The organism is Nisaea denitrificans DSM 18348 (genome assembly GCF_000426505.1).
Taxonomy (GTDB): Bacteria; Pseudomonadota; Alphaproteobacteria; order Thalassobaculales; family Thalassobaculaceae; genus Nisaea; species Nisaea denitrificans.
The window spans coordinates 1,653,644-1,667,547 of record NZ_AUFM01000011.1 but is presented as its reverse complement, the minus strand read 5'-3'; the positions used below and the strand labels follow the sequence as shown (position 1 = coordinate 1,667,547).

The 13,904-nt window shown below is 63.4% G+C and carries 9 protein-coding genes; 2 read left to right on the top strand and 7 right to left on the bottom strand.

Features of this window, described 5'->3' with window-relative positions; genetic code table 11:
- Positions 1–132 precede the first annotated feature (132 nt).
- Together K328_RS0108810 and pdxR are read left to right on the top strand one after the other, a co-directional pair.
- Positions 133–1,524 (top strand): aminotransferase family protein, encoded by a 1,392-nt coding sequence (locus K328_RS0108810; RefSeq protein WP_028465670.1) that lies wholly within the window; start codon positions 133–135, stop codon positions 1,522–1,524.
- Between the two features lie 27 nt (positions 1,525–1,551).
- Positions 1,552–3,012, top strand: coding sequence for a MocR-like pyridoxine biosynthesis transcription factor PdxR (gene pdxR, locus K328_RS0108805; protein WP_028465669.1), 1,461 nt, complete (start codon positions 1,552–1,554; stop codon positions 3,010–3,012).
- A gap of 23 nt (positions 3,013–3,035) precedes the next feature.
- Here pdxR and K328_RS0108800 read toward each other — a convergent pair whose 3' ends face one another.
- From K328_RS0108800 to K328_RS23145, 7 genes are read right to left on the bottom strand one after another with little or no spacing between them, the layout of a single operon-like run.
- The gene (locus K328_RS0108800) at positions 3,036–5,492 is read right to left on the bottom strand and encodes a hypothetical protein (RefSeq protein ID WP_156901210.1); all 2,457 of its coding nucleotides are present in this window, start codon (positions 5,490–5,492) and stop codon (positions 3,036–3,038) included.
- Positions 5,489–6,325 carry a hypothetical protein gene (locus K328_RS0108795; RefSeq protein WP_028465667.1) on the bottom strand — a complete coding sequence of 279 codons (837 nt, stop codon included), beginning with the start codon at positions 6,323–6,325 and terminating at the stop codon, positions 5,489–5,491. Before K328_RS0108795 ends, K328_RS0108800 begins: the two co-directional genes overlap by 4 nt.
- A complete protein-coding gene (locus K328_RS0108790) occupies positions 6,310–8,007 on the bottom strand; it encodes a cyclic nucleotide-binding domain-containing protein (RefSeq protein WP_028465666.1) in 1,698 nt (565 codons plus the stop codon). Before K328_RS0108790 ends, K328_RS0108795 begins: the two co-directional genes overlap by 16 nt.
- 11 nt (positions 8,008–8,018) lie before the next feature.
- Positions 8,019–9,038, bottom strand: a complete 1,020-nt coding sequence (locus K328_RS23155) for a cytochrome c family protein (protein WP_084608223.1) — start codon at positions 9,036–9,038, stop codon at positions 8,019–8,021.
- A 41-nt stretch (positions 9,039–9,079) separates the two neighbouring features.
- Positions 9,080–10,342: a 2Fe-2S iron-sulfur cluster-binding protein gene (locus K328_RS0108780; protein WP_028465665.1), complete on the bottom strand. Its 1,263-nt coding sequence runs from the start codon at positions 10,340–10,342 to the stop codon at positions 9,080–9,082.
- Between the two features lie 4 nt (positions 10,343–10,346).
- Positions 10,347–11,726 (bottom strand): hypothetical protein, encoded by a 1,380-nt coding sequence (locus tag K328_RS25725; protein ID WP_051284666.1) that lies wholly within the window; start codon positions 11,724–11,726, stop codon positions 10,347–10,349.
- On the bottom strand, positions 11,723–13,699 hold the full coding sequence (locus K328_RS23145) for a multiheme c-type cytochrome (protein ID WP_051284665.1): 1,977 nt from the start codon (positions 13,697–13,699) through the stop codon (positions 11,723–11,725). Before K328_RS23145 ends, K328_RS25725 begins: the two co-directional genes overlap by 4 nt.
- Positions 13,700–13,904 lie beyond the last annotated feature (205 nt).

Genomic DNA, 13,904 nt, shown 5'->3' with positions numbered 1-13,904 from the left:
GCTCGGATATTCTGGTCTTATCCGCAGGTGCAATCTGGACTTATGGTTCGCGCCGCGACTGTGTAATTCTGCGAGCTGACGATTTCATTTGGCCGGCATTTTCCTGCGGCCGGACCCTGGAGACCCTGCGCCATGAGCACCACGCAATTCGAAAACGATCTTTCCGATGTCGTCGCCTCCGACAAGGCGCATGTCTGGCATCATCTGATGCAGCACAAGATGTTCGAGACGGTAGATCCGAAGATCATCGTCGAAGGCAAGGGGATGCGCGTCTGGGATATCACCGGCAAGGAACATCTCGACGCGGTGTCCGGCGGCGTCTGGACGGTGAATGTCGGCTATGGCCGCGATACCATCGCCGACGCGGTACGCGATCAGCTCGTGAAGATGAACTATTTCGCAGGCGCCCTCGGTTCCGTTCCGGGCGCCCGTTTCTCCGAGCGCCTGATCTCCAAGATGCCGAGCATGACCCGCGTCTATTATTCGAACTCCGGCTCGGAAGCGAACGAGAAGGCCTTCAAGATGGTGCGCCAGATCTCCGCGCAGCACCATGGCGGCAAGAAGTCCAAGATCCTCTATCGGGAGCGGGACTATCATGGCACGACCATCACCGCCCTCTCGGCAGCCGGTCAGCCGCAGCGTCAGGCCCATTACGGCCCGTTCACGCCGGGCTTTGTGGAGGTGCCGCATTGCCTCGAATATCGCAACCAGTATGGCGTGGTTGAGAATTACGGCGAGCGTGCCGCCGATGCGATCGAGGAAGTCATCCTGCGTGAAGGCCCGGACACCATCGGTGGCCTCTGCCTTGAGACCATTACCGCAGGCGGTGGCGTCATCACCCCGCCGAAAGGCTATTGGGAGCGGGTCCAGGAGATCTGCACCAAGTACGGCATCCTGCTCATTCTCGACGAAGTGGTCTGCGGCGTCGGCCGGACTGGCGAATGGTTCGGCTATCAGCATTACGGCATCAAGCCGGACATCGTCACCATGGCGAAGGGCGTTGCCTCGGGCTATGCGGCAATCTCCTGCACCGTGACCACCGAAGCGGTCTTCGATCTCTTCAAGGCCGACGCGTCCGATCCGATGAGCTATTTTCGCGATATCTCGACCTTTGGCGGCTGCACCTCCGGCCCGGCCGCGGCGCTTGAGAACATGCGGATCATCGAGGACGAGAAGCTGCTCGAAAACACGACCGCCATGGGCGCGCGTCTGGAGCAGAATCTGCTTGCGCTGAAGGACAAGCATCCGGTGATCGGCGACGTGCGCGGCAAGGGCCTTTTCTGGGGTGCCGAACTGGTCGCTGACCGGGAGACCAAGGAGCCGGTGGACGAGATCAAGGGCCAGGCCGTGGTCGGTCACTGCAATGCCGAGGGCGTGCTCATTGGCGTCACCAACCGGTCGATCCCGGGCTACAACAACACGCTCTGCCTGTCCCCGGCACTGATTGCCACCAAGTCGGACATCGACCAGATCACTGGCGCCATCGACAATGCCCTGACGGCCGTGTTCGGTTCCGGAAAATAAACGCTCCCGGCTGCCGGTGTTCCGCTGATGGGTATCAAGGCGACACAGTTTCACCTCGATCCGCAGTTCGGCGGAACACTGCAGAAACAGATCCAGCAGATGGTCAGCCAGGGAATCCTGGTTGGCCGTTTCCTGCCGGGGGAAAAGATGCCGTCGAGCCGCATGCTGGCGCAGCAGCTCGGCGTGAGCCGGGTCACGGTGACGTTGGCCTATGCGGAACTGGTGGCAAGTGAGTATCTGACGTCCCGGGGCAGATCCGGCCACTTCATTTCCGAGAACGCGCCGCGCCCTCCCGACTACAAGCTCGGCGATACGGCGCGGGTCGAGACAGTCGACTGGCAGCGGGCGCTCGGGGCTCATTATTCCGATCCAATGAATCTGTTTCGGCCGCCGGACTGGCGCGACTACGAATTCCCCTTCATTTACGGACAGCCGGATCCAAGTCTGTTCGACCATGACAACTGGCGCCGGTGCGCTTTGGAAGCGCATGGCCGCAAGGACTTCGAAGAGGTCACGGCGGACCGGTATGAGCAGGACGATCCGAAGCTGATCGAATATATCGTGCGGAACGTGCTGCCGCGGCGAGGGATCTCGGCCCGGCCCGAGGAAGTCCTGCTCACGCTCGGCGCCCAGAACGCCATCTGGATCTGCACGCAGCTGCTGCTCACAGGGGATCGCACGGCGGTCATCGAGAACCCCTGTTATCCTGGTCTCAGGAAAGTGCTGCGGCATAGTTCCTGCCGGACCGTGCCGATCGATGTCGACGAGAACGGTCTGCCGCCGGAACGGTTGCCCGATCAGCTCAGCGTGGTCTTCACGACGGCAAGCCATCAGTGTCCGACGAATACCACAATGCCGATGAGCCGGCGGTTGGAGCTGTTGCGGCTGTCGTCAGAGCGCAATTTCATCATCGTTGAGGACGATTATGAATTCGAGATGTCCTTCGCTCAGCAGCCGACACCCGCACTCAAGTCGCTCGATCGTGCGGGTTCCGTGATCTATATCGGCTCCTTTTCGAAATCCCTGTTTCCCGGCTTGCGGCTCGGCTACATCGTTGCTTCGCCGACCTTCATCCGGGAGGCGCGGGCGCTCAGGGCCATGGTGCTGCGGCATCCGCCGGGAAGCGTGCAGCGCACGACCACGTATTTCCTCTCCCGGGGCTATCATGACCGCATGGTCAATCGCATCGGCAAGGCCTACGGCCGCCGCCGCGCCGTGATGGAAAAGGCGATCCGTGAGTGCGGTCTCGAGGTGGCTGGAACCGGCGGTTTCGGCGGCTCCAGTTTCTGGATGAAGGCGCCGGACGGCGTCAATACCGCGGAGCTGGCGCTATCGCTGCGCAGCCAAGGCGTGCTGATCGAACCGGGCGAGGCCTTCTTCGACGCAGCGGACGAGAACGTCCAATATTACCGACTGGCCTATTCCTCGATCCCCTCCGCCCGTATCGCCGAAGGTATCGAGCGCATCGCGGCGGTGCTGAGAAAGTGATCTCTTACGATCCGTTCGTGTCATCACTCCGTGGGTGCGAGCACCCGCATTCTGGTCGGAACGGTCGGTGTTTCGAAGGTGCCGACATGATAGGCGTGGCACTGGGTGCAGGTATCTCCGGCGCGCCCCGGCGTGTGGCATTCAGAGCAGGTGGCGACAGTCGGTGACGCGAAACCCGCTACGATTTCGGCGTGCGGATCGCTCTGGCGGTACTGGTCCTGGAATGCGGATACGGATCCTGTTCCTTTTGGCCGGATCACGGTGTGGCAGGTCTGACAACCACCGGACTCTGCGATGAGGCTGAAATGTGGCCTGTGGGAGAAGCGCACGAAATCCCGGGTGGCGGGATCGTGGGAGGCGGGGTGCCAATTGACGAATCCGGTTCCGTCCTCGCCGCGGTCGATACTGTGACAGCGCAGGCATGTGCCCGGCGCCTGAGCACCGGCGAAGGTGGCCAGCAACGCGCCATCGCCGTCCTGCTGTGACGGGGCCGCTGCGAGGTCGATCCAGGCCTGCATGAACGGATCCGCGTGCCCTGTCGGCCGGTACAGCAGAGCGAAATCATTACGATACCAGCCGCCGGCCCGCATCCAGTCTTCGGGAGAAACGTTGGGCTCAATCCGCGTTGGCGGCGGGGCGGTCTCGGCCCGGGTGACGGGAGATGTCGGCGCCAACTCCGGTGGAGGCGCGAGGGCATTGCTCGTGCCGGTCAACGGCAATGCCAGGATATCGGACTGATCCGTCGATGGTGCGGCAAGGATGTCAGACTGGTCCGGCGCGGGCGCGAGAATGTCGGACTGATCCGTTGATGGCGCCGCGAGAATGTCCGATTGGTCCGGCGCGGGCGCGAGGATGTCGGACTGATCCGTTGTTGGTGCAGCAAGGATGTCCGATTGGTCTGGTGCAGACGCAAGGATATCAGATTGACCGAGCGACGGAGCGGGGGCAGGGGGGGCGCTCTCTGCCGATGCCGGGCCCGGTATCATCTCCGGCAGTGTCGGGAGCTGTCCGGCCAGCTCGCTTGCCAGCGTCGGGAACCAGTCTCTGGCTGCTGCCTGCAGCACTTCCATTGGCAAATGGCCGAGCATGGTGCCGGTCTGATCTGTGCTTACTTGCTCCGAAGCCTTGTCCGTTCGCCCATTCGCCAGCCGCTTCTCCGCTGCCTGGACGCCATCTGCGAGCAGGTCGCCGATCAGGTGCTTGACCGCGAAGGCGACCTCCGTCACCGCCCTGATGTCGTCCGGTTCGGCGTCACGCAGATCCATCGGGTCCAGTCCGTCCATCCGCTCAAGAGCGAGCGCTACGGAGCTGTCATCCTCCAGCAGACGCCGCATGAAGGGGGTGAGCGGTTCCTCCGACCATTTCGGCCAATCGCCGATATCGACGCCGCGGGCCTTCAATTCCTGCAAATCCAGACCCGGTACCGTCAGGAACGCGACCCCCTTCGGACCGATCGCGCCTGCACCGGATATGTTGTCCTGGTGGCAGGATGCGCACATGGTTTCGAATTTCTCCGTCTGCATGGCCCGCCCGTCGTCCGACGGCAGGTGGCAGGACGTGCAGGTTTCCGGCGCCTTGCCCGCACTCTCGGTGGCACCGAAATGCCGGTCCAGATGGGCGGCGTGGTCGAAAGCGATGCGGAGGCGGCGGTCGAACAAAGTCTCCCCGAATTCCGGGTGGCCGTCCCCGAACGCGCTGAATTGCACGGCGTGACAGGTCTGGCAGGCACCTTCCGGCATCTCGGTGAGGCTGGCGTCTACGCCGCTATGCTCACGGTGACAGGTTGCGCACCCGACCGTGGATGTTGGCGTGCCGGTATCTGTGAAAAGCCATCCGGACAGTTTGAATTCCAGCGGTTGCCCGGCTCCCTCTTTGGTGTGGCGCTGCAATGCCGCGTCTGTCAGGGCGGCGGTCGTTGCCGGGGGGCGGGAGTGTGCGCGCTCTGCATGTGGGCCGAGTTCGTGGCAGGAGCGGCAGGTGTGGTCTCCGTTCATCTCCTGCGACATTCCGACAGCGGTCATCACCCAGCCTGCGGGGCCTTCGTCGAAACCCTGATGGCAACCGGCGCACCCGCCGACCACACTGTGCTGGAAGGTAAGCGGCCCGGGGGACAGCAGGGCTTCCCGGTCGGTGCCGGAAAGCGCAATCATGACCAGACCGATCACGGCGACGACGACCAGCCGCGTTACACGGCGACGCAGTGCGCTGAGACTGCGCACAGGAACACAGGGCGGGCGCTGGACCGAGCAACGACCGTCGGGCGCCGGTCCGGCGTCGCAGGGGCCGCCGGCACTTTGCGGGCGGGTGCAATGCCAGCGGTCTCCCCGGCGTACCGGCGCACAATCGGCCATGCCGCGGCAGGCACCGGCGGCATCAGGCCCGTGCGGGCAAGGCTGACCGAGGGCGAGCCGGCCGCACCGCCATTGCCGGTCGGGGCGGTCGTAGGAGGACATGCCGCTATTGGTTCCCGTTGTACTCATGACGGTCCCACCTCGAAGGCGTGCGCCAGAACCGCATGGACCGCGATAAGGATCAGCAGGCCGTAAGCGAGCGGCACATGCACAAACAGCCAGAGCCTGAGCGCCGACTGGGCGGCAAACTGGTAGTCGAGGTCGTCCTTGGTCTCGACCAGTTCCGACAATCGGTTGAGGATTTTGTGCCCTCGAGCATCCACATAGCGGTGCAGCGACTGGATCTGTTGCTGCTGCAGGCGCAGATGGCCCTGGTATCCGGTCAGATGGGCGAGCGCGTTGCGCGGGCGCTGGAAATACGCGCTTAGCTCTTTCTGATAGTAGTCGGCGATGGTGACCGATCCGGTGTCGCGGGCAGAGGATATGGCCAGAGCCTGCGCCTCGGCGGCGATTTCCGCGCGCCGGGTGGCGATGCGGTCGTAGAGCTCACGCGCACCGTGATCGCGCATGCGCTTCGGCAGAACCCTGCTCAGCCAGATGCCCGCCGTTCCGCTGATCGTGACGGCGACGAACGGAATCCAGAGCGCGATCTCAAGCGGACCATCCGGCAGACCGGCGCCCGTGTGGGTCAGGAACACCGCAACCGCAAACCAGCCGCCATAGATATGCACCTGCTCCCAGTCCGACGCGCTGCCAAGAGGCAGGACGGGAATACGGCGCCGCAGATTGAACAGTGCCAGCCCTACGATCAGCCCGAACAGGGTCCAGCCGGTGACGAACCGTATGTCGTGCAGGGTTGCCTCGGCCAGATGGGTAATGGCGACGAGGAGCACGGCGGCGCCGACGACGAGGGCCGTGTTGCGCGCCCGGCGTCGGGTGAAACGGGTCAGCGACGCAGCCATGCGACCAACTCTCCCGGGTTACTCATGTCGAGGCGCGCCAGTGCGTCGTTCGGGCAGGCGCGCTGGCATGCAGGGCCGCCGAGCTGCCCGGCACAGAGGTCGCACTTGGTCGCCCGGCGGATTGCCGCTCCGGTCTCGCGGTCGGTTATGACGGTGCCCGCTTTGTCGGCGATCTCGACCATGACGATGTTGCCGTACGGGCAGCTCCGCGAACAGGTTCCGCAGCCGATGCAGGTATCGTCGTTGATATGGACATCGCCAGAGGACAGGTCCCGGTGGATCGCGCCGGTCGGGCAGCCGATCAGGCAAACCGCATCGACGCAGTGCATGCAGGCATTGGCGATCATGACATCGTCGTGGGACGGACCCTGGCGCACGAAGCGCGGGTTGCCGTCATGGGTTGCGGCGCAGGCCTTTACACAATCGTCGCAGCCGGTGCAGCGGTCCAGATCGATCACCATGGACTGGGTGCCGTTGATAATCCGCTCGTCGATCAGGAAGTCGACCAGCGGCTGCTCGATCCCGGTTGCGCTATCATCGCGCTTCCAGACCGGTGTCGAGCGCATGTCCGCATCCGTGATCGGCGGCAGCAGGTGCTCTGGGATGGTCGGCAGGACGTAGCGCTCCATCACCACGGCGGGCACGCGGAGAATATCCAGATAGCCGATCGCGCGCAGGCTGTTACGCAGTGGCACCGATTGGTTCCCGCGCCATTGCCTGACCAGTTCCTCCAGGCCGAAGACGTCATTGTTCTTCAGATACCCGGCCGTCCGGTCACCGTGATCGAGATGCTCGGTCACCCTGGCGAAGCCGGCGCGGATCATGATCAGATCGTCAGTGAGACTGCCTTCTTCCGCGATCAGCGGTTCTCCCGCCAGGGATCCGTCGTTCTCGGCCGGCAGCTCGCCTGTGGGAAACAGCTCCTGGGTGCCATGGTTCTCGAAACGGATTTCCTGGGCGACGAGGGCGATGGTCGCTTCGTCCAGATGGGCAAACAGGGGGCTTTCCGACAGATGGGCGAGAAGGCTGCGGGTGCGGTGCAGGTGGTCGACCCTCTCGCGCAGGTCCGGATCGCGGGCGCGCAAATCACGCAAGCCCTGCCAGCGCAGCTCAACCAACTCGCAGTCCGTATCGGCGACCACAGTTGCCGTGCGCGGTGAGCGCGACAAGGCGGAGATTTCCCCGAACATGTCGCCATGTTCGAGCAGGGTGACAGAATGTTCCGCGATGACCCGCTCGATATCGGGCAGATAGGCGCGTCCCCGGTCGGAGCGCAGATGTACCGCGCGGGCAGATGGTGACAGGGTCCGTGTCTCGCTTTCACGCGAATTGCGCCATAGCTGGGCCAACGCGTTCCAGAACGGACGGCGCGCGCGGGGCGGAGGCCGCCCGACTTCCGGCAGATAGCCGTAGAGCACGTTCACCGCGCCGGACAGGATGACGAAAACCGAATTACCGTAATCGCCTTCGAGCACAACGATGTCGCCGCGCTGATAGCGGTTTATGCGGGCATCGTTGCGGACGATATCCGGCAGCGACTGGCCCGGCGGAAACCGGTCCGGATCGAGGTCGCGGAACACCGGTGCCGTCAATATCCGCTCGACATCCGCCGTCGACAGTTCGGGGTCGAACGGATTATCCCAGCGCCGCGGACGGCTGATCGCTGTTGTCTGGGCGGACATCAATGCGGCCCTCAGCGGGCCGGAACTCCCTTGTAGGCGGATTCCTGCGGCAGATACTTGTCGATCGCACCGAAGCTGCTGCCGTCATACTTGCCGGCGATTTCCCGGGTGAGGGCGCCGACCTTGTCCGCCACGGCCGAAAGGGCCGCGTCGTTGTTGAGCTTGAGGCCGGCACTGTTCGCCACCGTCCCCATTTCGGTCAGCTCCGCGATCTTCAGGAAACCCTCGAGTGCGGCGATTGCCTGGCGGGCGGCCTGAGCGCGCTTGGCCATGGACACTGCGTAGTTGGCCTTCTGTGTCGCCTTGCCGACGGCCCGCAGCGCCGTTTCCAGCTCGACCGCACGGCCAACGACGAACATCAGGCGCTTGTCGTTCAGGGACGCAGCCGCGTTGCTGGCTCCCTTGTTGTGCCAGGTGTTATGGCGCACCTCGCCCTGGGACCAGGCGACCAGCTCGAATGGGCTGCCGGCCTTGTGGCCGCCCACATTCACCAGCTTTTCTTCCGGCACCACATGGCAGGAGAAACAGTTCTTGGCCCAGCGATACATGTCCTTCGGACGGATCATGCCGGCGGCCTCGGACTTCTCCCAGCGGAGAGCGATCTCCTCCGGGGTCTCCTGACCCTCCTTCTTGCCGCTGAAGCCGCTATGTATCGGCTGCCACGCGCTGGCTGCCCCATGGCAGCTTTCGCAGGAAATACCGGCTACTGGCTCAAGATCGCCGCTGGCGGTCTCCGCCGTCGAGAAATGGCAGTTCAGGCAAAGGCTCTCTGACTTGATGCGGCGCATGCCCATGCGCTCGGCGATGTCGCTGGCTTCTTTCCTGCGAGTCAATTCAGTGAAGGTGGAAAAGTGATGCGTCCCCTTCCAGATTTCGGTCTCGGTCTTGTGGCACTCGGCACACTTTGCAGGCCCGATCATCTTGAAATGCTCATCACTCGTTTGCGCGGATACGGAAGAGACGGAAAGGCCCGCTAGAATGACGAGCAATGACGCCGCCGCAGCAAGGTAGCGTGAAGCCCACTTACTCATGATGTTGTCCATGCTTGTGTATCCGTCTCGTTCCATTTTAATCATGCGTCGAGTGTCACCCTGCCGCGCGGCACCGCCATACAGGCGAGGCAGGTGCCCGGTTCAGGCGTCACGGCCGGCTCGGCAACGTAATCGACCTCTCCCGCCTTGATGGCGACCACGCAGGTGCCGCAATGTCCGGCCCTGCAGCCGCTTTCCAGCACCACACCGTTATTCTCGGCGAGTGCAAGAATCGAGCCCGCGGTTTCGTCCCAGGCCAGAACCTTGTCGGAGCGGTCGAACCGGATCTCGATACCGGGGTCGGAAGCTGTTGCGGGCCGCTCGCTCGGCTGGCGCTGCACGGTGGCAGCCCCGAATGCCTCGATCCGAATGTCGTCCGCCGGTACACCCCAGTCGCGCAGCTCGCCAGAGACAACCTCCATCATCGGTGCCGGTCCGCACAGGTAGAAGGCGTAGTTGGTCGATGGCAAACTGGCCTTGAGAATTTCAAGGCTGATCCGGCCCGCGTGGTCGTAATCCTGGCCTGGCACGCAGGCTTCGGTCGGATCGCTGTAGCAGGTCACGACATGCAGGTTTGGATACAGGTGCCGCAGGCCCGCGATATGTTCGGCAAATGCATGCTGCGGGCGGTTACGCACGCCGTAGAACAGCCAGATCTCTCGCTCTGTCGGAGTGCTGCACACACTGTTGAGCATGCTCAGCAGGGGAGTGATGCCGACACCTCCGGCGATCAGCACGATCGGCTGGTCTGAAGCCGGATCGCAGTGGAAAGTCCCGGCGGGCGCGCGTACGTCCAGAATATCGCCTTCGCGCACGACATCGTTCAGATAGCTCGACACCGCTCCGGAAGCGTGCTCCGTGCCGGGCGGCGGCTGAACCTTCTTGACGCTGATCCGGTAACGCCCGTCATTGCCGGGGGCGTCGGACAGGGAATAGCAGCGCACCAGCGGCTTGGTCTGGCCGGGGATGCGCACCTGAAAGGTCAGGTACTGGCCCGGAAGATACTGTGGCAAGGGCCGGCCATTATGGGCGACCAGCTCGAAGGAATGGATGTTGTCGGCCTCACGGATCTTGCGCGCCACCTTGAACTTGCGGAAGCCGCTCCAGGAATTGATGGTCAGATCCCGTTCGGCTTCGGCTCGGCTCAGTGACAGCGCGACCCGGCGTTCAAACAAGCTTGCCTCGGCTGCGAAGCTGCGGCGTTCCAGATATCCGCGCCGCCAGGTGCCGAAAAGGCCGAGTGCCATCTCGGCAGCGGTGCCAGCAACGATGACATACCCGATTGTCTCGATCACCCCGGCCATCGGCTCAGAACCTCACCAGAAGTTCGGAGCGTGCGCCGTATCCGGTGTCCTGGTTCTCCTGACGCGACACGAAGCCGTCGAGTTGCAGGACGACACGCGCGCCGAGTGCCTGCTGGAAACGCAGTCCGGCGGCCACCGCGTCGTTCTGATCCGCATCGGTCGCAAGGCGGGCGCCGATCTCGGCGACAACCTGTGTGCGTTCCTGATTGAAGAACATCTGATATCCGGTCGCGGCTGCGACGACATTCTCCGCCCGGTTGTTGAGCGCTGTCCCGTAGTCACCCAGGCCGGGGGAGGCGAACAGGATGCCGACCGGGCCGAGCGGGCCTCCGGCGATCGGATCGCGCGCCGCGGAGGTGAAACGGTCCACGGCCCAGGCGGCATTGACGTAGAGCACGTCGTCATTGCCCATCGGGTCGCCGGACAGCTCAGCCAGGAACAGGGTGCCTGTATCCACCGCCGGGGAAGTCTCGTCGAGGGCGAAAGACTGGGCGACACGGAAGGCGGTATTCACCTTGCCGATCCGCTGGGTGGTTCCGGCGCCGAGAAACAGTCCGTCGGTTTCGACACTGTCGTTTTCGCCGCCGGTCACCCAGATCGCATCCAGAGCGACCGTGGAGGTGTCGAAATCGGTCTCGGAGAACAGGCCGAACAGTCGCGCGTCGTGGTCCCGCTCGTTGTCGTCTCTGTCGATGTGACCCCAACCGAACAAGCCGGTGAGGCGGGTGTCGACCGAATGGTCGCGGATGGTGATGGTGTCGCGGGTCAGGGCGACGGCGTCGACCGTATCGTTGATCAGCAACCCTTCCTGAAAGAGAAGCTGCTGGCGGCCGATTGTGAAACCGAGATCGAGCCCTCCCGCATCGAAGGGATCCGCGTCGGGGAAGATCTCCCCGATTTCGCCTTCGAAGAAGAGGGCGGTGATCTCGCCGCTGAAATTACTGTCGAAGCCTTCCTCGGATTCGGGCCGCCGGTGATAGCCGGTGAACTCGCCTTCGTCGCGTAACGGCGACAGTCCGAACAGCACCCGCTCCGTGCCGCTGAGCCGCAGGTTGGCGAACAGGTCGAGCCGGTTTGCCCATTCCTGAACTTCCGGCGCATTGCCGTTCTTGTAGATGTCGACGCCGGTGCGGTATTGGCCGAAGACCCAGAGGGCGGGTTGCCACACGGCGCCCGTCGGCAGCTCGAAGCCGGGATCCAGCGGGCCGGTGCCGAGCAGGGCGGGGCCAATCTCCAGCAGGGGCTTCGTGCGTTCTGGCAGGGCGTTCCCCTTGTAGGGGATCGGCTCTTCGGAGAGCGTCTTTACCTCTGCGGATGCGGCGGACGCGACAAACAGCATGGCCGCCACCGGCAAAAACCGGCTCCAGGAAAGTGCCCGGCTCATTGGGAGGCCGCCTGTTTCGTGGCTTCGAGGGTCACGGTCGCCTGCCGCTCGGCGATTGTCAGCGTGCCGTCGACCACCGCATCGGCCACCTGACGCGGGCTCATGCCGTAATCGAAGCCGATATCCTGGATCGCAAGGATCAGGTTTACCGGCACCATCTGCGCCTGCAGGCGCACGGAGATCCCATAGGGTCCCGAACCGGTAAGCGCATCAGCCGGTATCGTGTAGTTGGCAGTCCGGGTGCCCAGCGGATCGATGGTCTGCTTGTGCTTTCGGGTATTCCGGGGGCGGCCGTAGATCGTTGTCGGCAATGCCTCGGGGCGGACGAAGGGCAGCACGCCCTGTGAGGTGTTGATCGGCAATACCTGTTCGCGCTCACCGCCGCGCAGCAGGCGGACCAGGAACTTGGACTGAAGATTGAACAGGTCCTCGTCGAGCGGCAGTTCGCCCGCATGGACATAGGCTGAATGACTGTCGCGCAGGTCACCGTTCGGATCGCGGTCACCTGAGCGGTAGATCACCGCCCCGTCGGCATTGGCGACCGTGACCTCCAGAAACATCAGGCGCTCGGCGTCGAAGCCGGTCGGCACCGAATGGCCGTCGGTGATATTGCGGACCGCCACCGAGAAGGAGAGTGCGCCGGGCTCGGCGGACTGGATCTGGATCTCATCGAGTGCAAGGCCGTTGCGCAGGACTTCGAGGCGCCGTTCGTCCGCTTTCTCCAGCCGCTGTATCTGTTCCTGAACGATCTTGCGCGCGTCGTAGCGGTCGTCGATCGAGCGCCAGGCTTCGGGGAAGGGGTGGTCGCGCGGCGCCGTGTCCTCGAATGCGTCTGTGCCCCAACCGGCAGCGTCGTCAAACGCCATCCATTCCCGCATGGTCTTGAAGCTTTGCGCCTTAACATTCATCGGGAACAGGCCTGGGTGGAGGATAGAGTGGTCGGGACCGGCAAAGAAATGACTGGCTAGTTTGCGGGGCTGCGTCGGCACGCCGCCGACAATTGCCGCCGGTCCTTCTTCGTAGCCGGAGGCCGTGCCCTGCTCCTTGCCCATATGGCAGTCCTGGCAGCTCACACCGGCCTGGGACGCTGGCGACTGATGGTATTCGGCAAAGGCTTCTTCCAGCCGGAAGCCGTTCACCAGGGTTACGTCGTGGCAGGTAGCGCAAAAACCGGAGGTCACCAACGGAAAGAACCGCTCGACCTCGGTGTGAATGGCCCGGCCTGGCGCGTCGCGGTCGGTCGTTACGCGATAGGTCTCCGGCTGATCCAGAACCCGCTTTAGTTCATCGTCGCCCTTGGGGCCGAAGACCGGCTCGAACAGGTCACCTTCGACGATGGCCAGACGGCCGCTGATCTTGCCGTAATTGCGGTTGACCCGATGGCAGGCGATGCATGTCACGCCTTCGCGCGATGTCGGATGCCGGTCGAAGTTGGAGACGTAGACTGATTCTTCCAGGTTCATGCCGACCGGCGTATGACAGCGAATGCAGAAGTCGCCGTTGGTGCCGCTGGTCTTGTTGTTGATCGCCGCCTGCATGGTCAGGAACACCGGGCTCAGCTGGGCGTAGGCATGCTGTGACGCCGACCATTCCCCATACTGCTTGGGATGGCAGGTGGCGCAGGTCGTGGCCGCGGGGAAGCGGTTCTCGGCGAACAGTTTCTCATGCTCGGCAGCTGCCGCCGGTGTGGTCCCGGTGGTATCCTCCGGTTCATCCGCCGGGGCAGGAGCGCCAATAGCAGGCGCTACAGATGGAGCGGCACCATCCTCCGCCGGTTGAAGCAGCAAGTCACCTGATTGTGAGGTTGGTTGAAGCAGCAGATCGTCTGCGGCGGCGAGGTGTTCTTCTATCTGCTGAAGCGAGGCTGGACTGACCGTAGTCTCCGATCGGGCCAGTCCGGCGGTTAGACATACCGCTATCGGAACAGCGGCGATGGCCGCGATCAGATCGCGCTTTATGCCGTTCCTGATCATAGACACTCTCCGGTCACGCTCTCGACTTTTTATGACGAGTTGACCGTCTCTATATCCGTGATCCTGCGATCGGTCAAACGCCCCTCCTTGCGTCGGCAAAGAGAGTTAATGAGCATCGGGTGGCGCTGAAAAGGTACTTAAATGGTTCAATCCTGGTAGTCGTGGCGGTATAAAAATGTAATCTTGAGTTGCTGTAACCTTGTGG